The sequence below is a fragment of the Pseudomonas sp. P5_B3 genome (assembly GCF_056400405.1).
In genome coordinates, this window is sequence record NZ_JBFULI010000050.1 from 1 (window position 1) to 25,506 (window position 25,506).

At 59.5% G+C, this 25,506-nt stretch carries 25 protein-coding genes and 1 pseudogene; 15 read left to right on the plus strand and 11 right to left on the minus strand.

Annotated elements, in window-relative coordinates:
* Positions 1-294 precede the first annotated feature (294 nt).
* From AC1DRN_RS23850 to AC1DRN_RS23870, 5 genes are all read left to right on the plus strand, one after another.
* The gene (locus tag AC1DRN_RS23850; RefSeq protein ID WP_457266141.1) at positions 295-1,260 is read left to right on the plus strand and encodes a Bug family tripartite tricarboxylate transporter substrate binding protein; all 966 of its coding nucleotides are present in this window, start codon (positions 295-297) and stop codon (positions 1,258-1,260) included.
* A gap of 1 nt (position 1,261) precedes the next feature.
* On the plus strand, positions 1,262-1,744 hold the full coding sequence (locus AC1DRN_RS23855; RefSeq protein ID WP_223463343.1) for a tripartite tricarboxylate transporter TctB family protein: 483 nt from the start codon (positions 1,262-1,264) through the stop codon (positions 1,742-1,744).
* Positions 1,745-1,759: 15 nt separating this feature from the next.
* Positions 1,760-3,268 carry a tripartite tricarboxylate transporter permease gene (locus AC1DRN_RS23860; RefSeq protein WP_223463344.1) on the plus strand — a complete coding sequence of 503 codons (1,509 nt, stop codon included), beginning with the start codon at positions 1,760-1,762 and terminating at the stop codon, positions 3,266-3,268.
* A 411-nt stretch (positions 3,269-3,679) separates the two neighbouring features.
* A complete protein-coding gene (locus AC1DRN_RS23865; protein ID WP_046037234.1) occupies positions 3,680-3,928 on the plus strand; it encodes a type II toxin-antitoxin system Phd/YefM family antitoxin in 249 nt (82 codons plus the stop codon).
* A gap of 14 nt (positions 3,929-3,942) precedes the next feature.
* A complete protein-coding gene (locus AC1DRN_RS23870; RefSeq protein WP_223463345.1) occupies positions 3,943-4,299 on the plus strand; it encodes a type II toxin-antitoxin system RelE/ParE family toxin in 357 nt (118 codons plus the stop codon).
* A gap of 348 nt (positions 4,300-4,647) precedes the next feature.
* Here AC1DRN_RS23870 and grxC read toward each other — a convergent pair whose 3' ends face one another.
* On the minus strand, positions 4,648-4,899 hold the full coding sequence (gene grxC, locus AC1DRN_RS23875; protein WP_223463346.1) for a glutaredoxin 3: 252 nt from the start codon (positions 4,897-4,899) through the stop codon (positions 4,648-4,650).
* Positions 4,900-4,925: 26 nt separating this feature from the next.
* Entirely contained in the window at positions 4,926-5,444 is a 519-nt protein-coding gene (locus AC1DRN_RS23880) for a carboxymuconolactone decarboxylase family protein (RefSeq protein ID WP_223463347.1), read from the minus strand.
* A gap of 134 nt (positions 5,445-5,578) precedes the next feature.
* On the opposite strand from AC1DRN_RS23880, the gene AC1DRN_RS23885 reads away from it, so the two are divergent.
* Positions 5,579-6,394 (plus strand): AraC family transcriptional regulator, encoded by an 816-nt coding sequence (locus AC1DRN_RS23885; RefSeq protein ID WP_223463348.1) that lies wholly within the window; start codon positions 5,579-5,581, stop codon positions 6,392-6,394.
* 73 nt (positions 6,395-6,467) lie between these two features.
* Here AC1DRN_RS23885 and AC1DRN_RS23890 read toward each other — a convergent pair whose 3' ends face one another.
* Positions 6,468-6,899, minus strand: a complete 432-nt coding sequence (locus tag AC1DRN_RS23890) for a nuclear transport factor 2 family protein (protein ID WP_223463349.1) — start codon at positions 6,897-6,899, stop codon at positions 6,468-6,470.
* 156 nt (positions 6,900-7,055) lie between these two features.
* On the opposite strand from AC1DRN_RS23890, the gene AC1DRN_RS23895 reads away from it, so the two are divergent.
* On the plus strand, positions 7,056-7,706 hold the full coding sequence (locus AC1DRN_RS23895; RefSeq protein ID WP_223463350.1) for a DUF2238 domain-containing protein: 651 nt from the start codon (positions 7,056-7,058) through the stop codon (positions 7,704-7,706).
* 194 nt (positions 7,707-7,900) lie between these two features.
* Here AC1DRN_RS23895 and ilvD read toward each other — a convergent pair whose 3' ends face one another.
* Positions 7,901-9,583: a dihydroxy-acid dehydratase gene (gene ilvD / locus AC1DRN_RS23900; RefSeq protein WP_223463351.1), complete on the minus strand. Its 1,683-nt coding sequence runs from the start codon at positions 9,581-9,583 to the stop codon at positions 7,901-7,903.
* A 429-nt stretch (positions 9,584-10,012) separates the two neighbouring features.
* Here ilvD and mqo point away from each other — a divergent pair, with 429 nt between their 5' ends.
* The 3 genes from mqo (at position 10,013) to sorB (ending at position 13,875) form a co-directional block, all read left to right on the plus strand.
* Entirely contained in the window at positions 10,013-11,659 is a 1,647-nt protein-coding gene (gene mqo, locus AC1DRN_RS23905) for a malate dehydrogenase (quinone) (RefSeq protein ID WP_223463352.1), read from the plus strand.
* 301 nt (positions 11,660-11,960) lie between these two features.
* Positions 11,961-13,220 carry a SorA family sulfite dehydrogenase catalytic subunit gene (gene sorA, locus AC1DRN_RS23910; protein WP_223463353.1) on the plus strand — a complete coding sequence of 420 codons (1,260 nt, stop codon included), beginning with the start codon at positions 11,961-11,963 and terminating at the stop codon, positions 13,218-13,220.
* Between the two features lie 10 nt (positions 13,221-13,230).
* The gene (gene sorB / locus AC1DRN_RS23915; RefSeq protein WP_223463354.1) at positions 13,231-13,875 is read left to right on the plus strand and encodes a SorB family sulfite dehydrogenase c-type cytochrome subunit; all 645 of its coding nucleotides are present in this window, start codon (positions 13,231-13,233) and stop codon (positions 13,873-13,875) included.
* A 77-nt stretch (positions 13,876-13,952) separates the two neighbouring features.
* On the opposite strand, the gene AC1DRN_RS23920 is transcribed toward sorB, so the two are convergent.
* The 4 genes from AC1DRN_RS23920 to rsxC form a co-directional block, all read right to left on the minus strand.
* Positions 13,953-14,756, minus strand: coding sequence for a glycosyltransferase family 2 protein (locus AC1DRN_RS23920; protein WP_223463355.1), 804 nt, complete (start codon positions 14,754-14,756; stop codon positions 13,953-13,955).
* Between the two features lie 76 nt (positions 14,757-14,832).
* Positions 14,833-15,453, minus strand: a complete 621-nt coding sequence (locus AC1DRN_RS23925) for a dihydrofolate reductase family protein (RefSeq protein WP_223463356.1) — start codon at positions 15,451-15,453, stop codon at positions 14,833-14,835.
* A 278-nt stretch (positions 15,454-15,731) separates the two neighbouring features.
* On the minus strand, positions 15,732-16,706 hold the full coding sequence (locus tag AC1DRN_RS23930) for an RnfABCDGE type electron transport complex subunit D (RefSeq protein WP_223463357.1): 975 nt from the start codon (positions 16,704-16,706) through the stop codon (positions 15,732-15,734).
* Positions 16,703-18,103 carry an electron transport complex subunit RsxC gene (gene rsxC / locus AC1DRN_RS23935; protein ID WP_223463358.1) on the minus strand — a complete coding sequence of 467 codons (1,401 nt, stop codon included), beginning with the start codon at positions 18,101-18,103 and terminating at the stop codon, positions 16,703-16,705. Before rsxC ends, AC1DRN_RS23930 begins: the two co-directional genes overlap by 4 nt.
* A 208-nt stretch (positions 18,104-18,311) precedes the next feature.
* Between rsxC and AC1DRN_RS23940 the strand changes: the two genes are divergently transcribed.
* Entirely contained in the window at positions 18,312-19,325 is a 1,014-nt protein-coding gene (locus AC1DRN_RS23940) for an FAD:protein FMN transferase (RefSeq protein ID WP_223463359.1), read from the plus strand.
* A 65-nt stretch (positions 19,326-19,390) separates the two neighbouring features.
* Here the strand turns inward: AC1DRN_RS23940 and AC1DRN_RS23945 are convergent, their stop codons facing one another.
* Positions 19,391-20,473: a 2OG-Fe(II) oxygenase gene (locus AC1DRN_RS23945; RefSeq protein WP_223463360.1), complete on the minus strand. Its 1,083-nt coding sequence runs from the start codon at positions 20,471-20,473 to the stop codon at positions 19,391-19,393.
* A 270-nt stretch (positions 20,474-20,743) separates the two neighbouring features.
* Between AC1DRN_RS23945 and AC1DRN_RS23950 the strand changes: the two genes are divergently transcribed.
* Both AC1DRN_RS23950 and kynB read left to right on the plus strand, forming a co-directional pair.
* Positions 20,744-20,905: a DUF2986 domain-containing protein gene (locus AC1DRN_RS23950; protein WP_223463361.1), complete on the plus strand. Its 162-nt coding sequence runs from the start codon at positions 20,744-20,746 to the stop codon at positions 20,903-20,905.
* A gap of 214 nt (positions 20,906-21,119) precedes the next feature.
* A complete protein-coding gene (gene kynB / locus AC1DRN_RS23955; RefSeq protein WP_223463362.1) occupies positions 21,120-21,773 on the plus strand; it encodes an arylformamidase in 654 nt (217 codons plus the stop codon).
* A 6-nt stretch (positions 21,774-21,779) separates the two neighbouring features.
* Here kynB and AC1DRN_RS23960 read toward each other — a convergent pair.
* Positions 21,780-21,872 (minus strand): annotated as a pseudogene (locus AC1DRN_RS23960) (hypothetical protein); the annotation flags it as partial.
* Between the two features lie 409 nt (positions 21,873-22,281).
* On the opposite strand from AC1DRN_RS23960, the gene AC1DRN_RS23965 reads away from it, so the two are divergent.
* The gene (locus AC1DRN_RS23965) at positions 22,282-23,295 is read left to right on the plus strand and encodes an AraC family transcriptional regulator (RefSeq protein WP_223463363.1); all 1,014 of its coding nucleotides are present in this window, start codon (positions 22,282-22,284) and stop codon (positions 23,293-23,295) included.
* Between the two features lie 12 nt (positions 23,296-23,307).
* On the opposite strand, the gene AC1DRN_RS23970 is transcribed toward AC1DRN_RS23965, so the two are convergent.
* Complete coding sequence (locus AC1DRN_RS23970) at positions 23,308-23,781, minus strand: Lrp/AsnC family transcriptional regulator (RefSeq protein ID WP_223463364.1); 474 nt, start codon at positions 23,779-23,781, stop codon at positions 23,308-23,310.
* Positions 23,782-24,157: 376 nt separating this feature from the next.
* Between AC1DRN_RS23970 and kynU the strand changes: the two genes are divergently transcribed.
* Positions 24,158-25,408 (plus strand): kynureninase, encoded by a 1,251-nt coding sequence (gene kynU / locus AC1DRN_RS23975; RefSeq protein WP_477786820.1) that lies wholly within the window; start codon positions 24,158-24,160, stop codon positions 25,406-25,408.
* The last annotated feature ends 98 nt before the right edge of the window (positions 25,409-25,506 follow it).

Here is a 25,506-nt window from a genome sequence, read left to right on the forward strand (position 1 = left end):
GATCCGTGGGTTGATCTGTTTTGCTGAAACCACCTGCCAAGGACGCTGCAAACCCCCTGTGGGAGCGAGCTTGCTCGCGATAGCGGAGTGTCAGTCGACATTTTCGGTGTCTGACACACAGCCATCGCGAGCAAGCTCGCTCCCACAGGGGGTTTGCAGCGTCCTTGGCAGGTGGTTTCAGCAAAACAGATCAACCCACGGATCCATGGCCTAAGCTTGTCCGCAGGCCCATGTTCATCGCACACCTCGATGGGCGAACGGCACCTATAAAAACAATGCAATCAGGAGATACCCATGTCCGCTTTGATCCGTCGTTTCAGTCGCTGCATGGCCGCTGGTTTGACCGCTGTCGTGCTGGTCGCCCCCGTCTTCGCGCTGGATACCGTGAAATTCATGGCCCCGGGTTCGGTGGGCGGTGGTTACGACCAGACCGCCAGGGTGCTGGGCAAGGCCATGGTCGAAGCCAATACCGCCAAGGCCGTGACCTTCGAGAACAAGGGCGGGGCGGGCGGGACCCTGGGGCTGGCGCAATTTGCCAACAGCACCAAGGGTGACCCGAACGCCTTGCTGGTGGTCGGCGCGATCATGGTCGCGGGCATCGAACAGAACAAACCGCAGATCAGCCTGAAGGATGTGACGCCGATTGCCCGGCTGTTTACCGAATACAACGTGATCGCCGTGCGCAAGGAGTCCGAATACAAGACCCTCGATGACCTGATCAAGGCCTTCAAGGCCAATCCGACGAGCATCACCTGGGGCGGCGGCTCCAAGGGCTCGGTGGATCACATCGGCATCGCCGAGCTGGCGGGCAAGCTGGACGTGCCGGTCAACAAGGTGAATTACGTGGCATTTGGTGGCGGTGGCGAGGTGGTTGCCCAGGCGCTGGGCGGCCAGCTCAAGGTGATCACCGGCGGTTACGCCGAGCTGGGCCAATACATCAAGACCGGTCAGTTCCGTGTCCTGGCCATCGGTGCGCCGGAGCGCGTTCCCGGCATTGAGGCACCGACCCTCAAGGAGAGCGGCTATGACGTGACGATCGGCAACTGGCGCGGCGTTTACGGTGCAGCGGGCCTCACCCCGCAGCAGCGTAAAGAGGTGATCGACGCGGTCGTGGCCGCCACCAACAGCAAGGTCTGGCAGGACAATATCCAGACCAACGCCTGGACGCCCAGCGTGCTGACCGGCGATGAGTTCGGTAAATTCGTCGAGGAAGAACACGTGAGGTTGCGCGCCATGCTGGTCAAGGTCGGGCTGATTTGAAATGGCCACACTACGTACAGTGGTGCCGACGCAATTGGCCGTCGGCATCGGCCTGATCGCCATCAGTGTCGTGTTGGCGATGGGTGCCTACCGTTTTCCGCCGGAAATGGGTTTCGTCATCCTGCCGGCGTACGTTTATCCCTATGTCGTGGCAGGGTTTCTGGGCGCCGTGGGGCTGCTGCTGGGGTATCAGGCCATCAGTGGCGGCTTTCGCGAACTGGATAACGACACCGCCACGGTGCCCGGTGGAAAAGCCGGTGCGGCCTGGGTGACCGCGGGGCTTGTCGGGGTGGCGCTGCTGATCAACCTCATCGGTTTTGTGCTGGCCGCCGGGTTGCTGTTTGCCTGTTCGGCGCGGGGTTTCGGCAGCCGTCATCCCCTGCGGGACCTGGCCATCGGCATTGCCTTGACCCTGCCGATCTACTGGCTGTTCAACGCCGGGCTGGGGGTTTCCCTGCCGTCGCTGATCAACATCTGGCTTTGAAAGGAGATCGACACTGTGGACATTCTTTCAAGCCTGGCGATGGGTTTTGCCGCGGCGCTGACGCCGATCAATCTGATGTGGGGGTTCATCGGCTGCCTGCTCGGCACCGCCATCGGCGTGTTGCCGGGGATCGGTCCGGCGCTGACGGTGGCCCTGCTGTTGCCGATCACCGCCAAGGTCGACCCCACTGGCGCCTTGATCATGTTCGCCGGTATCTATTACGGCGCGCAGTTCGGCGGCTCCACCACTTCGATTCTGCTCAACACTCCCGGCGAGTCGTCTTCCATGGTCACGGCCCTGGAAGGCAACCTGATGGCGCGCAACGGCCGGGCGGGACCTGCGCTGGCAACGGCGGCGATAGGCTCATTCGTCGCCGGCACCATCGCCACAATTTTGCTGACGTTGTTTGCGCCCATCGTGGCCAGGCTGGCCCTGAATTTCGGTCCGACCGAATACTTCGCGATCCTCGTGCTGTCGTTCACCACCGTGTCGGCGGTGCTCGGCGCTTCGATGCTGCGCGGGTTTGCCTCGCTGGGCGTCGGGCTGACCATCGGTTTGATCGGCCTGGACTCGACCTCGGGTATTGCCCGCTACACATTGGGCGTTCCCGAACTGGTGGACGGTATCGAGGTGGTGCTGGTGGCGGTCGGGTTGTTCGCTGTGGGCGAGGCCTTGTACAGCTTGCTCTATCAGACAGAAGCCAACGAGGGCCGGCATCGCCTCACCTCGTTGTGGATGACCCGCGCCGACTGGAAACGCTCAGTCCCCGCCTGGTTGCGCGGCACGCTGATCGGCTTTCCGTTCGGTTCGATTCCGGCCGGTGGCGCCGAGATTCCGACCTTTTTGTCCTATTCCACCGAACGCAAACTCAGCAAGTATCCCAAGGAGTTTTCCGCCAACAAGGGCGAGGGTGCCATCGAAGGCGTCGCCGGCCCGGAAGCGGCCAACAATGCCAGCGCGACCGGGTCCCTGGTGCCGTTGCTGACCCTGGGCATCCCGACGTCCGCCACCGCTGCGATCCTCTTGGCGGCGTTCCAGAACTACAACCTGCAACCAGGGCCGATGCTGTTCGAAACCTCCGCCGACCTGGTCTGGACACTGGTGGCCTCGCTGTACATCGGCAACGTGATTCTGCTGGTGTTGAACCTGCCGCTGGTGGGGCTGTGGGTCAAGCTGCTGCAAATCCCCCGGCCCTACCTGAATGCCGGCATCCTCGTATTCGCCACCATCGGCGTGTATGGCATGCGCCACTCATCCTTCGACTTGATCCTGATGTTGGCTATTGGCTGGGGCGGGGTGCTGATGCGCCGTTTCGACTTCCCCGTCGCCCCGGTGATTGTCGGTATGCTGCTGGGGCCAATGGCCGAGAAACAACTGCGTAACGCCTTGTCCATCAGCCAGGGCGACTGGACGGTGTTCGTCACGCAACCGATCTCGGCGTTCTTCCTGGCCCTGACGCTGCTGGTGCTGGTGGTGCCCCATGTGCTGCATAAACGCGGCATCAAGTTACATGAGGATGATTGAATCCTGCGATGCGCAACTCCTGCGGTAGCGAGCAGGGCGAGAAATCGATCTGACGCCGTAGGGAATCCCCTTTCTTTCCTCTGGGCGGCGACTAACAGGTCGGGGTGAGGGAGGATGTCAAAGCAAAAACGCCTGCAGTTGCCGGCGATCGATCGGCAGATTGAAAGCAAACCACGATTTTCGGTGTTCAACTTCACCGAAAGTCGGAAGTTTAAAAACAAACATTGACAAAAAATAAATAATAAAGTTCGTTATAGGTCTTGATTTGGTCTAAATATGGTGTATGGTGGCTGTGGATGGTCGATTCGTATTGGTCATCAATTAAGGTTCTGTTCGAGTTCAGTTCAGAGTCTTTCCGTTATCAGGCGCCCGTTACACATCAGGCGTCCCCCAGGATGGAGGTTTCCTCTCATGCGAGTAGAAACAATTAGCTTTTTGAAAAAACACGCATCTGACCTGCCTCTTGATGAGCCAATGGTCGTCACACAGAACGGTGTGCCTGCTTATGTTGTGGAGTCTTACGTTGAGCGTAAGCGCCGTGACGAAGCAATCGCCCTTGTGAAAATGCTCGCAATCAGTTCGCGCGAGTATGCCCAAGGTAAACACTGTTCGACTGATGAACTGAAAGCCCGTTTGAGCAGGAGATTTGCCCACAAATAAAAACAGGAGATTCAATGAATAAGTTCACAGTACGCATCTCCGCAATCGCTGAATACAGCATCGAAGACCAGATTGAACATCTGGCCGCCTATCACGGGTTTTCAACTGCCGAAACGCGGGTTTACTCCGTCATTGACGTCATCGAGCGCAAGCTCTCGGTCACACCCTATGGTTACCCTGTAAGCCCTCAACTTAGCGAACTGGGTGTCATGCAATACCGTGAACTCAACACAGATGGCTATCGCGTCTTCTACGAAATTTTCGAGGCGGATAAGGCTGTTGCCCTCGGTCTGGTTTTGAGAGACAAGCAGAGCGTTCCGGACGCACTCGTTCGTTACTGTTTGCTCAGCATGTACGAGCCTCCGGCATGATATCGCTGGCCAGTTCTGACGCATCACGTCATGAGCGGCCTGTATAAGTCGCTTCTATCCCGGCGCTTGAGTGCTGGGATCGGATCCTGGGGCAGTGCCCCAATTGACGTAATAAAAAAGTACATCGCACAGCAGGATCCCCCCCCCAAAAAAACTTGGGGCCGTCTATACCGGCTCGCTATCCTTCCCCCACCTGAAGGAAGGGGTTTGCCGCTAATTTTGATCAACTGACCCGACGCCTTCGCGAGCAGGCTGAACTGGCCTGATGACTTTGGACACTTGACCAGTTCAGGCTCGCTCCCGCAGGGTCTTGGAGTGGACCAGGTGGAAAACCAATACCTGACTGACTCAGGCCAGCATCGACATCAGCCCACCCTGACGCTCCAGCCTGGCCAAGTCGTCGAAGCCGCCGATGTGGGTGTCGCCGATGAAAATCTGCGGCACACTGCGTCGACCACTGCGGTTGAGCATTTCCTGCATCTTTCCAGGGTCGCGCTCGATATTGATCTCTTTCATCACCGCGCCTTTGCTCGCCAGCAAGGCCTTGGCATTGCGGCAGTAAGGGCAGGTGTCGGTGGTGTACAGGGTCACGGTGTTCATGGAGGGCACTCCGTCGTTCAAGTCATTCAGGCGTCGATGGCCGGGAAGTCGATGTCGGTCAGCGCAGCGTTATTGAGGTAGTTGGTCAGCGTCTGCGAAGCCACGTGGGCGATCACTTCGATGATCTTGCCGTCGTCGATGCCGGCAGCACGGGCCGCTGCGATCTGTTCGATCGTCAGGTGGCCACGGCTTTCGGTGACCTGGCGGGCGAGGGTGGCATAAGCGTTGAGTTCACCCTGACGCGCACTGAGAATGTCCTGACCTGATAGCCCGGCCTTGCCGGCAAACAGCGTGTGGGCCGCCAGGCAGTAGTCGCAGCCGTTGACCTGCGAGGTGGCGAGGAACACCGCTTCTTTTTCCGTGGCGCTCAAGGATGTCTTGCCCAGTGCGGCCGAGTTTTGCAGGTAGGAGGCCAGTACCGCCGGGGCGTGGGCCAATACTTTGAAGATGTTGGGCAGAAAGCCGATTTTCTTCTGCACGCCTTCCAGCAGTGGGCGGGTGGCGTCGGTGGCGTGTTCGATGCTGATCTGGGCAATGCGGGTCATGGTGATACTCCGTGGTGTGAAGCGCGGTATGCGCTGGGTACGGAGCTGATGTTAGGGGGAGTGCCTGGCTTATTGGGTGCAAATCGTCGAGGATATGCGACAGATCGTCCAGATCCGCCTTCGGGAGCCTTGTCATGGATCGCTTGTCCACGTTGCTCACGCACTTCGGCGTCAATGCCGGCACCTTTCACAGCGGCACGTTTTGCGGTACCGCCGCCTACGACGGCCAACAGGCCAGCGGCCACTTGCACCTGCTTCAGGCTGGCGAACTGTTGCTCAAGATGGGCGATCAGCCGGATCTGCAATTGACCGAACCGAGCCTGATCTTTTTCCCCCGGCCCTATCGTCATCGCCTGTTCGCGTCTGAAGCGTCCGGCACGCAACTGGTCTGCGCGACCCTGGATTTCGACGGCGGTGCGGGCAATGCCCTGGCGGCGGCGCTGCCGGATTTTCTGGTGCTCAAGCTCGATGAAATCCCGACCCTGGCCGGGACCCTGGAATGGCTGTTCAACGAGGCGTTTAACGGTACGTGCGGACGCGAAGCGGTGATGGATCGCCTGTTCGAGCTGCTGGTGATTCTGTTGCTGCGGCACATCTTGAGCACCACTGGCCAGCAACCGGGCATGATGGCCGGCCTTGCCGATGCGCGCCTGGCGCGGCCGCTGAGCCTGATGCATCAATCCCCGGCCAAGGCCTGGAGCGTGGCCGAACTCTCGGCCGCCGCCAACATGTCGCGGGCCAGTTTCGCCGAGCACTTTCGCCGGGTGGTCGGGCAGACGCCGGTGGATTACCTGGTGAGCTGGCGCATCAGCCTGGCGCAGAAACGCCTGCGCGAAGGTCGGCCGATTGCGTTGATCGCCGAGGAAGTCGGCTACGAAAGCCCCTCGGCGCTGGCCCGGGCGTTTCGGCGCAAAACCGGGCTCAGTCCCAGGGAGTGGAAAGGTGGTTGATTCACCCGAAAACCCTGTGGGAGCGAGCAAGCTCGCTCCCACAGGTCCGGCGGTGCGGCTTCTTACGTGAGCATCAGAACTTGAACGCCTGCCGTCCCACCAGAAGCCATTTACCGTCCTGTTTTTGCCAGATCTGGAAGTTCTCGATTTCCGTTGGCACCACTTCGGTGCCTTTGAGCGCTTGCGCCGAGAAGTGGTGACGGACCAGCGCGACATCGCCGGAGACGGTAATGGTCTGGTTTTGCATCTCAAGGGTCTTGAACGCGCTTTTGCCGGTTTCGATGTCGGCGATGAAGGCTTTCTTGTCCTGGATCTTGCCGCTGGAATGCCCGTAGGTCAGGTTCTCGGCGGTCAAGGCGTTCAGCTCCGGAATGTCTTTGTGCAGCATGGCCTGGGTCAGGTGGTCGACAGCCTGGGCCACGTCCTTGTCCGCGGCAGCTGGGGTAGCGGCGACGTAGCCGCTGAACAGGCACAGAAAACCTATCAGCACTTTTGCTTTTTTCATGGGTGTTTCCTTGTTGTTATGGGGTAGCGTCATGACTGGACGAATATTTGTCAGTCATCGTACAACTTATCATGCGGTGGAGGAAAAAAGCGAACTTGCCCGGCGGCCTTGCCTCGAAGTTAAAAGGGCCATGTCCTGACTTCGAGGTATTGCGCCATGCAGCCTGACCCGCGTTTACGGCACGACCTGATGTTGCTGATGGTGTTTCTGCTGATTGTCGTGGTGTCGGGTTTTTCTCCCCGCAGCCGGGTGGACTGGGCGCTGGAGAACCTGTTGGTGCTGTTGCTGGTCGGGACGTTGGTGGCGGTTTCTCGCCGGTTCCGCTTGTCGGCGGCGTCCATCACGCTGGTGTTTGCGTTCCTGTGCGTTCATGAATTGGGTGCCCACTACACCTATTCCCTGGTGCCTTACGATCATTGGTCTTTGGCATGGTTCGGCTTCAGTTTCGATCAGGTGTCAGGTGTTCATCGCAATCACTACGACCGACTGGTGCACTTGAGCTACGGACTGCTGCTGGCTTATCCGGTGCGCGAAGTCCTGTGGCGTCTGACTTCGCTGCGCGGGTTCTGGCTGTTTTTCGTGACCCTGAACATCATGCTGTCGACGTCCGCCGTGTACGAACTGGTGGAGTGGATCGGCGGGGCCTTTCTGGGCAATGACACCGCGAACGCCTTCGTCGGCGCGCAAAACGACCCTTGGGACTCGCAAAAGGACATGGCCGTCGCGGTAGTCGGTGCGTTTGCCACTCTGTTGCTGGTGTCCCTGTGCGGCAGGGTGCAAAAACAAGCGATGACGACTGCAAGGTGATCGGGCAGACGGCTTCGGCGGGGTAGCTGTTGAGGTAGAGGTTGCCTGACAGGACGCCATCGCGAGCAAGCTCGCTCCCACAGGGATTGGGATTGTACACAAATGCTGCGTACACCTGATTCACTGTGGGAGCGAGCTTGCTCCGGGCGGCGTTCCGACGATGGCAATAGCCCAGACAACGCTGGACCAGCGCCCTAAAGATATTTATCCGTCACAGCCCCCTCCGAAGCACTGGACACGGTCTTTGCATACTTGGCCAGCACCCCGCGCTTGTATTTCGATTCCGGCCGCACCCAACGGGACTTGCGCTCGGCCAGCACGGCATCGGAGACATCCACTGTGATTTGCCGGGTTTGCGCATCAATGATGATCCTGTCGCCATTCTCGACCAACGCAATCGGCCCGCCCTCAAAGGCTTCCGGCGTGATGTGACCGACCACGAAACCGTGGGAGCCGCCGGAGAAACGGCCATCGGTGATCAGCGCCACCTCCTTGCCGAGGCCTTTGCCCATGACCGCCGACGTCGGCGAGAGCATTTCGCGCATGCCCGGTCCGCCCTTGGGGCCTTCATAGCGGATCACGATCACTTCGCCGGGCTGCACTTCACCATTGAGAATGCCGGCCAGCGCACCTTCCTCACCGTGATAGACCCGGGCCGTGCCTTCGAAGCGCAGCCCCTCCTTGCCGGTGATTTTGGCCACGGAGCCGCCGGGCGAGAGGTTGCCGCGCAGAATGACCAGGTGGGAGTCTTTTTTGATCGGCTGGTCGAAAGGCCGGATCACGTCCTGGCCGGCCGGGTAGTCGGGCACGCTGGCGAGGTTTTCCGCCAGGGTCTGGCCGGTGACGGTCAGCGCATCGCCGTGCAGCATGCCGGCATCGAGCATGCGTTTCATCAGCGGTTGAATGCCGCCGATGGCCACCAGTTCGCTCATCATGTATTGGCCGCTGGGGCGCAGGTCGGCGACCACCGGGGAAACCTTGCCCAGCTCGACGAAGTCATCCAGGGTCAGTTCGACATCCACCGCGTTGGCCATGGCCAGCAGATGCAGCACGGCATTGGTCGAGCCGGCGAGGGCGATCACCACGCGAATGGCGTTCTCGAAGGCTTTACGGGTCATGATGTCGCGAGGCTTGAGGTCGAGCTTGAGCAGTTCCATGACCTGCTGGCCGGCGCGGAAACTGTCCGAGGCCTTGTCGCCGCCAATGGCGTCCTGGGAGCTGGAACCGGGCAGGCTCATGCCCAATGCTTCAATGGCTGAGGCCATGGTGTTGGCGGTGTACATGCCGCCACAGGAACCGGGGCCGGGAATCGCCACTTCCTCGATCTGCTTGACCTGGATCTCGCTGATGTCGCCGCGGGCGTGCTGGCCCACGGCCTCGAACACGGAAATGATGTCGGTATGGCCGGCACCCGGCTGGATGGTGCCGCCATAGACGAAGATCGACGGGCGATTCAGCCGCGCCATGCCGATCAGGCACCCCGGCATGTTCTTGTCGCAGCCGCCAATGGTCACCAGGCCGTCGAATCCCTCGCAACCGGCCACCACTTCAATGGAGTCGGCGATGACCTCGCGGGACACCAGCGAATACTTCATGCCTTCGGTGCCGTTGGCGATGCCGTCGGAAATGGTGATGGTGTTGAAGATCACGCCCTTGGCGCCCGCGGCATTCGCGCCTTTTTCGGCTTCGAGCGCCAGCTTGTCGATGTGCATGTTGCAGGGCGTGACCATGGCCCAGGTCGAGGCGATGCCGACCTGCGGCTTCTGGAAGTCTGCATCGGTAAAGCCCACGGCCCGCAACATGGCGCGTGCCGGTGCAGCCTCTACGCCGTCGATGACGTGGGATGAGTATTTGCGCAGATCGTCTTTATCGCTCATGACTTCTCCTGTCGCTCATGGCTGTTCTTATCGCTCATGGCTGTTTCTATCGCTCATGGCTGTTCCTCACACACTCGTTGAGAAAAACAGGATGAGTATAGAAGGCCGGGCGCCCGGGCCCGGACTAACCGGTCGGCAACAGACGCGCGGGTAAGCCTTGTCGTGATATTCTGCGCGCCAACTTGGTTTGACCTATTCAGTTTGCATGTCCGCAAGACGTGCCGACGGAATCACTGTCGCTCAAGTAGCTGAAGCCAATAAAGATAAAAAGTCAGTTCAGAAGGGACATTAAACTGGGGTCGACGCGGTTCGTCGGCCTTGTGTGCCCACCCTGCAATCCTTGAGTGCCGCATCCGTGACTGCCGTGAAACATGGGGCTGTGCGCGTGAGGATGGAAGGGCGGATGGCGTTTTATCATAGGTGCTACAGATGTTTAAGAAAGTGAACACGGCCCTGCTGGGGCTGGCTTTGTCGATGGGGATGTCTTGCGTCCACGCGCAAGAGGCAAAGAAAGTCGATGTATTGCTGATTGGCGGCGGCATCATGAGCGCGACCCTGGGTGTCTGGCTCAATGAGCTGGAACCTGGCATGTCGATGGAAATGGTCGAGCGCCTCGACGGCGTCGCCCAGGAAAGCTCCAACGGCTGGAACAACGCCGGTACCGGTCACTCCGCCCTGGCCGAGCTGAACTACACCCCGGAAGACGACAAGGGCAACGTCCAGATCGCGAAAGCCGTTGAAATCAACGAAGCCTTCCAGATCTCGCGTCAGTTCTGGGCCTGGCAAGTTCAGCAAGGCGTGCTGAAGAACCCGCGTTCGTTCATCAACTCCACTCCGCACATGAGCTTTGTGTGGGGCGATGACAACATCAAGTTCCTGAAGAAGCGCTACGAAGCCCTGCAAGCGAGTCCGCTGTTCGCCGGCATGCAGTACTCCGAAGACCCGGCTGTGATCAAGCAGTGGGTGCCGCTGATGATGGAAGGGCGTGACCCGAACCAGAAAGTCGCGGCCACCTGGAGCCAGCTCGGCAACGATATGAACTTTGGCGAGATCACCCGCCAGTTCGTCGCGCACCTGCAAACTACGCCGAAGTTCGATTTGAAGCTGTCCAGCGAAGTGCAGGACATCACCAGGAACGAAGACGGCAGCTGGCGCGTCAGCTACAAGAACCTGAAAGACGGCAGCAAGACCGAAACCGACGCCAAGTTCGTGTTCATCGGCGCCGGCGGCGGTGCCCTGCACCTGCTGCAAAAGTCCGGCATTCCTGAAGCCCGTGAATACGCAGGCTTCCCGGTGGGCGGCTCGTTCCTGGTAACCGATAACCCGACCATCGCCGAACAACATCTGGCCAAGGCCTATGGCAAAGCCTCCGTTGGTGCACCGCCGATGTCGGTTCCACACCTGGACACCCGCGTGCTGGACGGCAAGCGCGTGATCCTGTTTGGCCCATTCGCGACCTTCAGCACCAAGTTCCTGAAAGAAGGTTCGTACCTGGACCTGCTGACCACCACGACCACCCACAACGTGTGGCCAATGACCAAGGTCGGCATCAAGGAATACCCGCTGGTCGAGTACCTGGCAGGCCAGCTTATGCTGTCTGACGAAGACCGCATGAACGCCCTGAAAGAATACTTCCCGAACGCCAAGGCTGAAGACTGGCGCCTGTGGCAAGCCGGCCAGCGCGTGCAGATCATCAAGCGTGATGAAGCCGCCGGTGGCGTGCTGAAACTGGGCACCGAAATCGTCGCTTCGCAAGACGGCAGCATCGCCGGCCTGCTGGGCGCCTCCCCTGGCGCATCGACCGCCGCACCGATCATGCTGACCGTGCTGCAGAAAGTGTTCAAGGACAAGGTCGCGACCCCTGAGTGGCAGGCAAAACTGCACCAGATCGTACCGAGCTACGGCACCCAGCTGAACGCCAGCCCTGAGAAGGTCGCTGAAGAGTGGGCCTACACCGCCAGGGTGCTGCAGCTGACTCCGCCACCAGCGGTGATCGCGCCGGCTGTGAAGCCAGTGACTGTCGATACTGCTGTGAAGGCTCCGAAGGCTAATGCTGCGAGTGATATGGCTCTGTAATTAGAGACCGGATCAAAAAAAGCCCATTGAACCGGCGACGGTCAGTGGGTTTTTTTGTGGGCGATAGCGAAGACATTGTTTGAAGACGGGCGCTCTAATCCACACGTATCGGCCGCGCTGTCATCAATTGCCAAGTCTCTGACGCTCAATGTGAAGCAGACAGTTTGCACGTGACGATACTGGGCGGTTTACCGATCTCGAACAGTAAAGCGAAACCGCATTGGCACATGAAGTCCTGCCCCACTATTCTGATGAAGGACTGTCAGTTGCATCTCAATAAAACAATCAGAGAGAGCGCAAAATGAAGTTCAGTTTTGTAGACAGCAGCCAGCTGAGCCGCCGGCGGGTTTTACGCGATGCTTTCACTCTGGCTGTGGCGGCCTCGCCGTTGGCAAGCCTCGCCAGGGCAGCCGAGGAAACCGGGGAGGCCAGCGAAAGCGCTGAAGAAGTGACCTTTGCCGCTGGCCCACGACCGCTGGTGCAATTCCCGCAAAAACGCCCGTTGACCCTGGTGACCACGCGTCCGCCGCATCTGGAGACGCCATTCCCGGTGTTCAACGAAGGGCCGATCACGCCCAATGACGCCTTTTTCGTGCGTTATCACCTGGCCAATTTCCCGACCAGCATCGATCCCGACAGCTACCGCCTGACGATCAAGGGCACGGTCGACACGCCGCTGTCACTGTCCCTCGCCGAGCTCAAGGCCCTCGCCGAACCGGTGGAAGTGGTGGCCGTCAATCAGTGTTCGGGTAACAGCCGTGGCTTTTCGATGCCGCGGGTGTTCGGCGCTCAGTTGGGCAATGGCTCCATGGGCAATGCGCGCTGGGTGGGGGTGCCGCTCAAGGCAGTATTGGAAAAGGCCGGTGTGAAAACCAGTGCCGCGCAAGTGACCTTCCGTGGGCTGGATAAACCCGTGCTGCCGAGCACGCCGGAGTTCATCAAGGCGCTGGACATCAGCCATGCCATGGACGGTGAGCCGATGATTGCCTGGTCGATGAATGGCACCGACCTGCCATTTCTCAACGGTTACCCGATTCGTCTGGTGGTGCCGGGCTATTTCGGCACGTATTGGGTCAAGCACCTGAGTGAGATCGAGGTCATCGACCATACCTATGACGGTTTCTTCATGGCCAAGGCGTACCGGGTTCCGGATAACGATTGCTTCTGCATTGCCCCCGGCACCACGGCGGCGAAAACCCTGCCGATTTCCAAATTACCGGTGCGCAGTTTCATCACCAGCGTTAAACACGGCGATGTATTGCCGCTGAACAAAAGCGTGGTACTCAAGGGCATCGCGTTCGACGGTGGCGTTGGGGTCAACAAGGTGGAGGTGTCGATCGACGGCGGAAAAACCTGGCGCGAATCCAAGCTCGGGCAGGACCTTGGCCGTTTCTCCTTCCGGGAGTGGACACTGCCGATCAGCTTTACCGGCAAGGGCGCCACGCAGTTGATGGTGCGGGCCAGCAACAGTGCGGGCGAGACGCAGCCGCTGCAAGCCGACTGGAACCCCGCTGGCTACCGCCGCCATGTCGTCGAAACCACCCACGTGACCGTCGCCTGAGGAGGACTGCATGAAACTTGTGAAACTCATGAGCGCCGTGCTGTGCGCGGCTCAGGTTGGTCTGGCCAGCCTGGCTGGTGCAGCGCCACTGTCGATCACCTTGCCGCCCGAAACGGTGGCGCTCAAGCCCAGTACGTTGCCGGGCTACCCATTGGCGCAGCAGAAGTGTTCGATCTGTCATTCGGCCGATTACATCAACTTCCAGCCGCCCGGCATGAGCCTGACGCAATGGACCGCTGAAGCAGGCAAGATGCAGCAGGTGTACGGTGCGCCGATCAGCGACCAGGAGGTGAAAGTGATCGGCGCCTATCTGGCAGTGACCTACGGTAGTGCCCAAGCGAGCGATGCCGGTGTTCAGGCGGCCTCGACCCCGCCGACGGATCAGCCACCGACGGTGTCGGTAGCGAAAGTCGCCTCGGCCTTGCTTCAGGACAACGCCTGCCTGTCCTGTCACGCGGTCGACCACAAGGTCGTCGGCCCGGCCTATCACGATGTGGCGGTCAAGTATGCCAATGACCCGCAGGCACTGGCCCGGGTAATGTCGGGCATTCAGCACGGCGGTAGCGGCAAGTGGGGGGATGTGCCCATGCCACCGTTCGCGCAGTTGAGTTCGGACGACCTGAAGAGCCTGGCGACGTTCATCATGAAGCAATGAATCAGCGTTAGCCTGATGCGAAAAAGCCCATTGAACCGGCAACGGTCAGTGGGCTTTTTTGGGGGGCGCAGGTTTGTTCAAGGCATCCAGGTGTTGGCACTGAAGCGCTTGAGAATGTCCTGGTACATCTTGGTCCGTCGATGGTTCTGGCCATAACCGCCAGCAGCGGCAACGGTGCCGGCCTGGACGTGGTCCAGGTACTTGAAGATTTTGCCGGGCGACAGAAACACGACCTTGTAGCCAAGCCCGATCACCCGGTCTTGCAACTCATAACCGGGCACACGGTCGTCGATCTGAAAGTGCAGACCCTGCTGCTTCATCAGCCTGCAATTCCATAGTGTGCAAAAGCTTTTCAAGTAAGTTTCCCTGTAGGGTTTCGGCTCTTTTGATCGTAGGCCGAGCGATTGCTTGAGGCGCCGGTAATGGTGCTTGAGCAGGCGCGAAGTGAAGCGCCACAGGGTCCTTGGCAGTCCGCGGTTGAGTTGTTCCGTGCAACCGACCGCTGCGACGTTTCGATCTTTTGTGCAGTGGTCCATCATCATCGCAAAGACGTTTGCATCGAAGACGAACGTGTCGGTGTGCATCAGGAACAGATAGTCGGTATCAACCCTGGCCAGCGCCATGTCCAGCGCCTTGCCATGGGCGATGTGGCCCGGCTCTTTGGTGGGGGCATCCCGTTCGATCAGATTGATCCAGTCGAGTGAGCGCAAATACTCGACGCTGGCGTCCGCCGAACCGTTATCCACCACCCAGACCGGGATTGCGGCTTTGCGTACAGGCTCGCGCAACAGGTCCAGGCAGATCCTGGTCAAATCAAGGGTTTTGTAATTAACCAGAACGATGCTGAACGGTGGCTTGGCGTTTGTATCGACACTACCCATCTTCGAAATGCTCTATGACGCAAAAGCGGCGAAGACTAACAGAGGCAACCTTAGCCCAGGCTTAATTTCACCCGGGCTATTGCTCGAATGTGCCTGTGCGCACCTCGCCGCTGCGGATGTAACGGGCGATCAGCACACCGCCGGGCGAGCTGATCGAGTTCAACAAGGTGAAGGCCGACGCTTGTGCATTGTCGTCGAACAAACGCTTGCCGCGCCCCAGCAGGATGGGATGAATCATCAGCCGCAACTCGTCCACCAAGCCGGCGGCAAGCAGTTGGCGCACCAGTTCGCCGCTGCCTTGGGTCAGTAGCTGAGGACCGTCCTGGCGCTTGAGCGCGCTGATCGCTTCGACCAGGTTGCCCTGCAGCGCATGACTGTTCTGCCAGGCCAGCGAATCGGCGCGATGGGTGGCCACGTGCTTGGGTACGCCGTTGAACAGATCAGCAATGGTGTGGTGGGTGGAGTCGGCCTGAATGTGGGGCCAATAGGCGGCGAAGATGTCGTAGGTACGACGTCCCAGCAGCAACTCGAAAGGCTGGGAGAACATGTCCTGTACGGCTTGGCCGGTGGTTTTGTCGGCGTAGGGGACGATCCAGCCACCGAAGCGGAATCCGCCACTGGTGTCCTCCTCAGGCCCGCCGGGCGCTTGCATGACGCCGTCCAGACTCACGAACGCGGCAACGGTGAGTGTGCGCATGTTCTTCTCCTGATTCATCCGGGTGAAAGAGTTCAGGCAGGGAAGTCTGCGATCCCTTGAGACCATTGCCTGAAAGATAGTCGAACCGGACGCTGTGAAATCGACAACAGGCTGCGCAGTTTTTATTTCTCGTGGGAATGCATTGCGATAAGCCCCTGTTTTCCAGTGGCCGCTGGTGGACGCACGACGTAATGCGGTAGCCGGTCAACTGCTGCCGCATACGTGAGCGCGAATCTAACCACGCAAGGTGTGTCGGGTACCCGCCGAAGAGGCGCGGGCTACCCGCTGCACAGGCTCTGAGTGCCAGGTGTTCGTGTGTACCAGGGGCTCTGTAAGCGCAGCACCAACTGGTCGATCTGCGGCACCAGCAGATTGGCGGTTAGCACGGCGAAGCACAGACCATCGGCATAAAGCCCGAATTCGCGAATCAATTCAGTCACCGCTCCAATGGCCACGCCGAAGAGGATGCGACCGGCGCGTGTATCGGGACTGGTGACCGGATCGGTGGCGATGAAGAAGGCGGTGAAGAGATAGCCACCGAGACTGAGGTTGTACAGGCTTTCCTGTAGGTTATGACCGGCTGCCATACACAGCAATACTGTGCTTGCGAGCATCGCCAGCGGAATCTCGATTCGGATCACCCGCAGGACTGCCAGCATCAAACCGCCGGCAATGTAGCCGTACCCCGACAGATTGGGGGTGATCAGTGTGAACTGGTTCTTGGCCAACTGAGTGGCGCCGGCGAACGCATCGAGGTTAAGGCGTGGCGCCAGCTGCAACTGTTGTAGAAGAACCGCCTTGGCGTCCAGGGCGAGAGTCCAGGGGGCATAGTTCGAAGGCGCAGGGTACAGTTGCTGGTAGAAGCAGATAGCGATGATCCCCAGGCCAACCATGGCGGGGTTGAGGCGGTTGCGACCCAGGCCTCCACTGCCGTGTTTACACAGTGCGAGCGCGGCAAAACTGGCCAGGGCGATCATCCACAGCGGCACCAGCAGCGGCAATGCCCGAGCCAGTATCAGGCCTAGCACCAGCCAGCTCAGGTCGCTCAAACCCTCACGGACATTACGTCCGCGCAGGCGCAGCAGGCCTGCTTCGAAGCCCAGGGCGAGCAGCACGCACCAGAAGGTCTGCAACCAGACCACGATGCCAAATTGCCAGGCGTACAGGGTGGTGCCCGGCAGGAGACACAGGCTGACCAGCAGCATTATTGTGCGCAGTTGTCGGTGCGCGGTAGAACGAAGTATCAGGCTCATGCACGTAGCTCCGTCTTGCTCTGGCGGAAACGTTCGCGCAGCGGCAGATTGCTCGGGCAGGTGCTGCTGCAGCTGCCGCATTCGATACAGGCATCCAATCGCAGTTCCTGCAGGCTGGCCTTGTCAAGGCGCTCGGCCGCAGCGTAGAGATCCAGCGGTCTGAGCGACATCGGGCAGACATCCACGCAGCGCGTACAGCGAATGCAACTGCTTGCGGGCTGAGGTGCCGGCAAGTAGCGCTCGGCGCCGAATATCAGGCAACTACTGGTCTTGCTGATGACGGCAGTGGGGTCCGGTAACGGCTGTCCCATCATCGGCCCGCCGACCTGAGTCAACTGGCCTTCGGGGGCTGCGCCAGCAAGTGCGCGCAGTGCGCTGACCGGGTAACCCACCGGCACCAGGACATTCCCGGGGCGCTTGCAGTCCCCGGTCAGCGTCAGCACGCGTCTTACCAGTGGTTCGCCGTGGAAGATGGCCCGGCCCAGTGCGTAGAGCGTCGCGACATTCAGCGCCAGTACGCCGATATCGGCGGGCAGGGTCCCTGGCGCCAGACTGCGGCCACTAAGGGCCTTGATCATCAACGGCTGCCCTCCTGCCGGGTAACGCGCCGGTAGCGGCCATATCTCGACCCGGGTGCGCGCCTGGCGAGCGGCGGCGCGTAACGCGGTAATCGCCTCAGGTTTGTTGGTTTCGATACCGAAGCGGGTCAGGGTTATTCCCATCAGGGTGGCGACATAGTCGGCGTACTCGATCAGCGCCTCGGCACGTTCGCGCATGAGACGGTCATCGCAGGTAAGGAAGGGCTCGCATTCGGCACCGTTGATCAGCAGAAGATCGGGCTGCCGGGCGCCGGCCAGCTTGAGGGCCGTCGGGAAACCCGCCCCGCCAAGACCGACTATGCCCATCTGCAATGCTCGTTCGACCAGCGCCTCGGGCGTTTGCGGCAGCCCCGGCACCGGGCGTTCGATCCACTCATCCAGACCATCTGCGTTCAGAATGACGGCCATGACCGGCCCGGCTGAGTCGGCCGCGAAGGCGAGATCAATCCGTTCCACGATGCCGGAGGTGCTGGCATGCACCCAAGGGGTGTTGTCATCGCCAATACCGATCACCTCGCCCTTGCGCACATGCTGTCCCGGCTGCACGCAAGGCTGGACGGACCGGCGACCGCGCTCGAGCGGAATCGCCAGCTGTATGTTTGCAATCGGGACCGAGGCAACCGGCGTGGCGTTGGATAATTCTTTGTAGCCCCTGAGCTCGATCCCTCCGTGCCAACTAAGCTGTGAGGGTGAGGCGATGGCCAGCAGGCTGCGCCAGAAGGGTTTCTGTTGCGGCTGGCGCTGGGCGCGGACGCGGCTCTGCATGCGCTCGACGCTCTGCAACGAATGGTTAGACATTTTCTGTCCTCCAATTTTTGGGCAAAAAACACCCCTATGCGCTAATGCATATGATGGTTTTTTTGCTTCCAGGACGTTGAGCGAAAAGGGAGGGGGACAATTGATCACCCCGCAACTCAGAGTGCCGAGTAGAGGTTTTGTTCATTTTTTGATCAGGCTTGCTGATGAGCGGTAGTCATCCCACACGGGATCACAGAGGTGTTGATTGATGCGCGTAAGCCTGCTGGTGATGCTGTTGACGTTGCTGTATGGCTGTGGCGAACGGATCGAGCGCGTTTCCGGACCGACCATGGGGAGCACTTATTCGATCCAGTACGTACCCGCCGCGCAGACGCCCGACTCGCAGCGAGTAAAGGCCGAAGTCGAGACGATACTCGCGGCGCTCGACCAGCAGTTTTCCAACTGGCGCAGCGACTCCGTGGTTTCCCGCTTCAACGATCTACCGGCCGGCGCCTGTCAGGCGTTGCCGGAAGAAATGCGTCGCTTGCTGGCGTACGGTGAGTTTCTGTTCCGCGAGAGTGGCGGGGCTTTCGACCTGACGGTGCAGCCATTGATGAACCTCTGGGGATTCGGTCCGCAGTCACGGGGGGAGCGCTTGCCGGATGCTGGCGCGCTGGCACGGGAGCGAGCACGGGTAGGGCATCAGCACTTGCGCATGGAGGGCGAAAAGCTGTGCAAGGATGTGGCGGCGCAACTGGATTTTGACAGCATTGTCGCCGGCTATGCGGTGGATCAGGTCGGCGATAGGCTTTCGGCCCTGGGCATCCAGGCCTATCTGGTCGAGATCACCGGTGAACTCAAGGCGGTCGGCCGCAAGCCGGATGGCTCGCCCTGGCGCATCGCCCTGGAGGTGCCGAGCGGCGCAAGCGAGCGGCAAGTGGAGCGCACCATTGCACTGGATGGCTACAGCGTTTCCACCTCCGGCGATTATCGCAACTATTTCGAGGAAGGTGGCCAGCGCTATTCGCACACCTTCGATCCACGTGTCGGTACGCCGGTGAAGCACGCGCTGGCGGCAGTGACGGTGGTCGACCCTTCGGCGCTGCATGCCGATGGCTTGTCTACGCTGTTGATGGTGCTCGGCCCGGAGGAAGGCTATGCCTTCGCCGAGCGGCATGATCTCGCTGCCTATTTCATCGTGCGCCAGGGGCAGGGTTTCGTTGCCCGGGCGACGCCGCGATTCGAGTCGTTGTTTCCCGAGCAGAGCAAGACGAAGCAGTAGTTGAAGGAAGCCTTGCCTACCGGTCGACCAAGCGCTAATGACAGCTGAGTTGTGTTGCACACGAGTCAGCGTCCAATAAATGGAAGATTCTCTTCTCGAATGACGCGAGCGGCATCATCGTATAGAAACGGGAGAAACATATAGCGGCAACCTTGGGTCACAGGCGTGGCTTCGTGCAAAAGTGAACACGAAAACACCACGGCCCCTCCTGTTGGTGCGCTGTAAAGTCCTTTTCCAAACTCTGGAAAATGCAGAAAACCGCCTTCGTACTCTCCCGTATTAAGAAACAGGGAAACTGCAAAACGGCGATGCGCTGTACCCTTGGTGGTGTTGTCCCTGTGGGGCCGGAAGTGCCCGCCTTCGTCGCTGTTGTAGCAGGCCACCAGATAGCGCTCCATTCGAGTGGCATTGAACTGGAACGCTTTGTGTAACTCTGGAAGCAAACGGTTGGCTATACGCAGCGAGCATGCCTTGGATAGCGCTTTGTCTTCAATAACGCAGTCACGACGTTGCTTGTGGCCATGGTCGGTGACGTGGACGGTTTTACCCGACCGCTCCGTCATGAATCCGGATTCCTCTCCGCCACGTTCGTCGTAATAACGGATGAGTGCTTTACACAGCCTGGGCTCGAATATACGGGGAATCACCAGGACGGGGGCGTGAGGAGTGGCGGCATGTGGCGCAGCCAGTGCGGGTAATCTATCCAGAAAGCGCATTAACGAGGGTATATGGTTATCGACCGGTGCCTCTATCGGGACGATGGCCAGGACACGCAGCGCAGGATCGAGCACATAGGTCATTTGCCTGAGGCTGCCGTCTGGCTGCAATGTACCGTAGAGCTGACTGACTGACCGATCGAAGTCCCAGATGAAGCGCATGCCAGGTATCGCACTTTCTACCCGCTTGAGCTTTTCGTCCTCGGGATCTACGGAAACACCGAAGAAGCAGACGTGATCGTCATTGAACCGTTGGCGATGGGCCCGAGCACCTTCCAGAACTTTAATTGATGCGGGATCAGCCGCGGAACCAAAAAAACAAAGCACGACATACCGACCGGCGATAGTGTCGAAACAAAAGCGCTCTCTTTGTTGAGTGCGGCAATGGAACCAAGGGGCAGGTCCACCGATTGAAAAGGCTGTGGCGCGCATCACAACTCCTTGCAGGTAGGCAGTGGATCGCTATCAGGAAAAACGCCAGGCACTCCAAGCGTGAAGGTAAAACTAGTTCAGTCTTGTTGAAGCTGCCCAGAACGCAGATCGTGATTGCTCGGCTGCCTGACCAAACGCTGGCAGATTTCATGTAGCAACGCAGACTTTAAAACCGTGCATGCGTTTTCCCACAGCCTGGACCTGAACAGGGAACTGGCCAGGCTCTTTAAGCTGATATCATTCAAACACTTGCAAAAGGAGTAGGAAAATATGAATCGTCGTAAAAAAATAAACCAGTTGTTAAAGGCTAACGCTAAAAAGGCCAGTGCCAAATTGGCACCGAAAAACAAGTCAAAATACATCAGTAAAGCGGACCGGTTGAAACTGGCTGCTGAATCCAGTCAGGACTCCAGCATTTGCGCTGAGAGCTGATCCATATTGTCGTTCGCCACAAGAAGGGCGGCATGGCGTTTGAGTGAGTCCCGTACCGGACTTTGTGAAGCGACACGCTTTGAAATTTCCTGCCGAAATCGCGCTCATCCACGGCGGATTGTGCGAAAACCCGCACGGTTACCCAAGGTTTTTGCACGAATCTTCACCGCTGTCGCTCGTATCATTTCACTCGGAAAATCCGGTGAGCATTGCGATGACAAAAAACATCACGTTGTGGGACATCAGTCCACCCTTGAGTACCGAAACGCCGACCTGGCCGGGTGACACGCCGTTCCAGGAGGAGCGCGTCTGGACCTACGGTCCCGAGTGTCCGGTGAATGTCGGACGCATCACCCTGTCGCCGCATACCGGCGCCCACGTCGATGCGCCGCTGCATTACAGCGCTGACGGTGCGCCGATTGGCGAGGTGGCGTTGGACGTCTATATCGGGCCTTGCCGCGTGTTGCATTGTCTGGACAGCGGCGAACTGGTGCGGCCCGGGCAACTGCAAGGACGTTTGCACTACGTGCCCGAGCGCGTGCTGCTGCGCACCTGGCGACAAGCGCCGCTGACAGCCTGGGATTCAGGGTTCACGGCCGTTGCCAGGGAGACCATCGACTTGCTGGCAAGCCTGGGTGTGCGTTTGATTGGCATCGATACGCCGTCACTGGACCCCCAGCAATCCAGGACCATGGATTCACACGGTGCCGTGGCCCGCCATCACATGGCGATTCTTGAAGGCATCGTGCTGGACGCTGTCCCGGAAGGCGATTATGAACTGATCGCCTTGCCGCTGCGCTTTGCTCATCTGGACGCCAGTCCGGTCAGGGCGATTCTGCGGCCGCTGAGTACGTCGCAACGCGGGTGATGATCATCGGCCGGCGCGCAGGGTCACGAAGTCGTGGTTGTTGGCCAGCCAGCTTTCTTGGCAGGTGTAGATCCAGTTCTTTTCGAAGATCAGTTCCATCGCCGGCAAGCCGGCTCCTGGAGTTCCCCGGGATTGCGTGAAGAATCTTTTTTATTGGGCTAATCGGTGCGCTCGTTAGAGGAGCGGGGCGGGTGGCGGTCTTTCCGATCAGTTGGCGAAGGCAGTCCGTAAATTGGCGGCAGGTAACAGTTGGTTGGGCAGCGATGACACAAATCCCGCACCAGGTGATAAACGGCTGCACCTGTTTGCGCCAATCAGATAATGTTTTGCGCTACATCAAGTGCTGGTCGAGTGCTTTTGCGGCTTTGTCAGCCATGCCTTATCCGCTTGGTTGCCGATCACTGTCCGTTAAGTGGGCGCCGACGATTTGTGGCGTGGAAGTTGCTCCTTTCCAGCCTGGTACGCGCCGTCAGAGCGCGCCGAAAATATTGCCTGTGAGTGCACCGTGATGAGCAGCAAAGTGGATCCGCAGTTTCGCGACATTCGTGTCGACAGCGATGACCTCGAGGCCGCCAGAAGCTGGATGTCCGGTATCTGCGGCCCCCATCGGCTGGTGAGCGCGAACCCCGAGCGGATCCGCTTTCATCACAACGCCAACATGTTCAAGTCGATGGCCACCACCCTGGGTACTATCGAATACGGCACCGATGTCACCATCGATATCGAAGACGCCGAGCACTTCAGCAGCTACAGCCTGAGCTTGCCGCTGGTGGGCCAACAGGAGCTGAGCAAGGACGGCAGCGTGCTCAGGTCCGACCGCGATCAAGGGGTCATCGTTTCGCCCAATGAAAACCAGCTGCTGGCGATCTCCGGTGACTGTCGCAAGGTTCAGGTGGTGATTACGCGTATCGCGATGAGCGAAGCGCTGGAGGGGATGTTGCAACGGCCTCTGGACGCGCCGCTGCGCTTCGAGCCGGTGATGGATGCGATCGATGGCGCATCGGCGTCGTGGTGGCGCATGGCGCGTTACTTCATCGATGAGCTTGCGCGCAGCAGCGAACTCTTCGAACAGGTGGCCTTCACCCGGGACATTGAAAGCTCGCTGATCAAAGGCTTGATCCTGGCCCAGCCCAACAACTATTCGCAGGCGCTGCGGGACGTGCTGGGCGTGAAGTTGCCGCACTACCTGATCAGGGCTCGACAGCACATCCACGACAATGCCCGCGAAGCGTTGCACCTGGAGGACATAGAGGCCGCTGCCGGCGTTTCGCGCTTCAAGTTGTTCGATGCGTTCAAGAAGCACTTCGCCATGTCGCCGATGGCCTACCTGAAAAAGTACCGCTTGAACGCCGTGCGCCAGGAGATTCTTGAGCACGGTTCGGCACGCAATATTTCCGCGATCGCCATGGGCTGGGGGTTCATGCACCTGGGGCGTTTTTCCACCGAGTACCGCAAGCTGTTCGACGAAACCCCCAGCATGACCCTGCAGCGCAACGAAGCCCGGCGCCTGCACGGGCTTTGAAGGTCGGCGTCCTTATTTGCGTACCACCAGATCCAGCAATTGCTCGCGCTCCTTGATTTTTTGCAGGACGATTTCCGAACGTATATCGGTGACGCCGGCGGTACGGTTGAGGTGGTTGACGATGAAATCCGAGAAGTGTTTGAGGTTGCGGGTCTGGACCCGCAACACATAGTTGCTCGCCCCGGTAACGACATAGGCAGTGACCACCTCCGGCCACTGCTGAACCTTCTTGATGAAGGTCTCGTGCCAGTCCTCGACGTCCTGTCGCAGCGACACATGAACGATGGCTTCCAGTTCAATGCCCAGCCGCTCGGCATTCAGCACCGCGCGATAGCCGGTGATGATTCCTTCGCTTTCCAGCAGGCGCAAACGACGCAGGCAAGCCGACGGTGACAAGGCGACTTTCTCCGCCAATTCCTGATTGCTGATACGGCCATCCTGTTGCAATTGATGCAGGATTCGCAGGTCTGTCGAGTCAAGATTCATGGTTTGAATAAATCCGCGGTTATTGGGCATTGATTCGAATATTCTGCGAAATAACTACTATATGACCGGTTACTTTGCACGAAAATTCTTCAAAGGTTCGTTCATTATCTCTCCATCGAAAGGCAAGCGAATCACCTGGTTCCGGTCAGTTAGGTTTCTGAACACTGCAGTCCTTGTGGGAGCGAGCTTGCTCGCGATGGGGGCCGAATGTTCAACATCAATGTTGACTGACCTGTCGCAATCGCGAGCAAGCTCGCTCCCACAGATTTCGAGTGTTAACTGATCAGTATCAGGTGAATTGCCTTTATTCAGGGCGCCTGAACCGGCTGCTGCAACCTGCCCGGATGGCGTCGCATAACAAAAAACAGGACACCCAATGACGACAAGAAACAGTTGCCTGGCGCTTGATGCCCAGGACGCGCTGGCGCCCCTGCGCCAGCAGTTTGCGCTCCCCGAGGGCGTTATTTATCTCGATGGCAATTCCTTGGGGGCGCGGCCGGTCGCTGCATTGGCCCGGGCGCAAGCGGTGGTCGCCGAGGAGTGGGGCAACGGCTTGATCCGCAGCTGGAACAGCGCAGGCTGGCGCGAGCTGTCGGAGCGTCTGGGCAACCGCCTGGCGGGCTTGATCGGTGCGGGGGAGGGGGAAGTCGTGGTGACCGATACCACTTCGATCAACCTGTTCAAAGTGCTGGGCGCCGCTTTGCGCGTTCAGGCCACCAGGTCGCCGCAGCGACGGGTGATCGTCAGCGAATCGAGCAATTTCCCCACCGACCTGTACATCGCCGAAGGCCTCGCGCAGATGCTGCAACAGGGTTACACCCTGCGTCTGGTAGACAGTCCTGAAGCGTTACCGCAAGCGATTGACCAGGACACGGCGGTGGTCATGCTCACCCACGTCAATTACAAGACCGGCTACATGCACGACATGCAGGCTCTGACCGCGCTGACCCACGAATGTGGCGCGCTGGCCATCTGGGACCTGGCACATTCCGCTGGCGCCGTGCCGGTCGACCTGCACCAGGCGGGTGCCGATTACGCCATCGGCTGCACCTACAAGTACCTCAATGGCGGGCCGGGTTCGCAGGCCTTTGTCTGGGTTTCGCCACAGTTGTGCGATCTGGTGCCGCAGCCGTTGTCCGGCTGGTTCGGCCACTCGCGGCAGTTCGCCATGGAGTCGCATTACGAGCCGAGCAGCGGCATCGCGCGCTACCTGTGCGGTACCCAGCCGATTACCTCTTTGGCGATGGTTGAGTGCGGCCTGGACGTGTTCGCCCAGACCGACATGGCCAGCTTGCGCCGCAAATCCCTGGCTCTGACGGACCTGTTCATCGAATTGGTCGAGCAGCGTTGCGCGGCTCAYGAACTGAAGCTGATCACACCCCGTGAGCACGCCAGACGAGGCAGTCACGTCAGCTTCGAACACCCGGAAGGTTATGCGGTGATCCAGGCCCYGATCGAGCGTGGCGTGATTGGTGACTACCGCGAGCCACACATCATGCGTTTCGGCTTCACCCCGCTGTACACGACCTTCACCGAAGTCTGGGATGCGGTACAGATCCTCGGCGAGATCCTCGACCGGAACACCTGGTCGCAAGCGCAATTCCAGGTTCGCCACAGCGTGACCTGAACCCTGAGGCGTCCGTGTCCTGCTGCGGGAACTTCCCTGCGGCAGGGCTTCGGCCGCCGGCAATAACCAGTTCTGCAATCACAATAATAAGGAGCACG

Excerpts from the sequence above, each read along its gene's own strand:
- AC1DRN_RS23850 (WP_457266141.1), top strand. The coding sequence starts at position 295 with ATGTCCGCTTTGATCCGTCGTTTCAGTCGCTGCATGGCCGCTGGTTTG.
- AC1DRN_RS23855 (WP_223463343.1), top strand. The coding sequence starts at position 1,262 with ATGGCCACACTACGTACAGTGGTGCCGACGCAATTGGCCGTCGGCATC.
- AC1DRN_RS23865 (WP_046037234.1), top strand. The coding sequence starts at position 3,680 with ATGCGAGTAGAAACAATTAGCTTTTTGAAAAAACACGCATCTGACCTG.
- AC1DRN_RS23870 (WP_223463345.1), top strand. The coding sequence starts at position 3,943 with ATGAATAAGTTCACAGTACGCATCTCCGCAATCGCTGAATACAGCATC.
- grxC (WP_223463346.1), bottom strand. The coding sequence starts at position 4,899 with ATGAACACCGTGACCCTGTACACCACCGACACCTGCCCTTACTGCCGC.
- AC1DRN_RS23880 (WP_223463347.1), bottom strand. The coding sequence starts at position 5,444 with ATGACCCGCATTGCCCAGATCAGCATCGAACACGCCACCGACGCCACC.
- AC1DRN_RS23885 (WP_223463348.1), top strand. The coding sequence starts at position 5,579 with ATGGATCGCTTGTCCACGTTGCTCACGCACTTCGGCGTCAATGCCGGC.
- AC1DRN_RS23890 (WP_223463349.1), bottom strand. The coding sequence starts at position 6,899 with ATGAAAAAAGCAAAAGTGCTGATAGGTTTTCTGTGCCTGTTCAGCGGC.
- AC1DRN_RS23895 (WP_223463350.1), top strand. The coding sequence starts at position 7,056 with ATGCAGCCTGACCCGCGTTTACGGCACGACCTGATGTTGCTGATGGTG.
- ilvD (WP_223463351.1), bottom strand. The coding sequence starts at position 9,583 with ATGAGCGATAAAGACGATCTGCGCAAATACTCATCCCACGTCATCGAC.
- mqo (WP_223463352.1), top strand. The coding sequence starts at position 10,013 with ATGTTTAAGAAAGTGAACACGGCCCTGCTGGGGCTGGCTTTGTCGATG.
- sorA (WP_223463353.1), top strand. The coding sequence starts at position 11,961 with ATGAAGTTCAGTTTTGTAGACAGCAGCCAGCTGAGCCGCCGGCGGGTT.
- sorB (WP_223463354.1), top strand. The coding sequence starts at position 13,231 with ATGAAACTTGTGAAACTCATGAGCGCCGTGCTGTGCGCGGCTCAGGTT.
- AC1DRN_RS23920 (WP_223463355.1), bottom strand. The coding sequence starts at position 14,756 with ATGGGTAGTGTCGATACAAACGCCAAGCCACCGTTCAGCATCGTTCTG.
- AC1DRN_RS23925 (WP_223463356.1), bottom strand. The coding sequence starts at position 15,453 with ATGCGCACACTCACCGTTGCCGCGTTCGTGAGTCTGGACGGCGTCATG.
- AC1DRN_RS23930 (WP_223463357.1), bottom strand. The coding sequence starts at position 16,706 with ATGAGCCTGATACTTCGTTCTACCGCGCACCGACAACTGCGCACAATA.
- rsxC (WP_223463358.1), bottom strand. The coding sequence starts at position 18,103 with ATGTCTAACCATTCGTTGCAGAGCGTCGAGCGCATGCAGAGCCGCGTC.
- AC1DRN_RS23940 (WP_223463359.1), top strand. The coding sequence starts at position 18,312 with ATGCGCGTAAGCCTGCTGGTGATGCTGTTGACGTTGCTGTATGGCTGT.
- AC1DRN_RS23945 (WP_223463360.1), bottom strand. The coding sequence starts at position 20,473 with ATGCGCGCCACAGCCTTTTCAATCGGTGGACCTGCCCCTTGGTTCCAT.
- AC1DRN_RS23950 (WP_223463361.1), top strand. The coding sequence starts at position 20,744 with ATGAATCGTCGTAAAAAAATAAACCAGTTGTTAAAGGCTAACGCTAAA.
- kynB (WP_223463362.1), top strand. The coding sequence starts at position 21,120 with ATGACAAAAAACATCACGTTGTGGGACATCAGTCCACCCTTGAGTACC.
- AC1DRN_RS23965 (WP_223463363.1), top strand. The coding sequence starts at position 22,282 with ATGAGCAGCAAAGTGGATCCGCAGTTTCGCGACATTCGTGTCGACAGC.
- AC1DRN_RS23970 (WP_223463364.1), bottom strand. The coding sequence starts at position 23,781 with ATGAATCTTGACTCGACAGACCTGCGAATCCTGCATCAATTGCAACAG.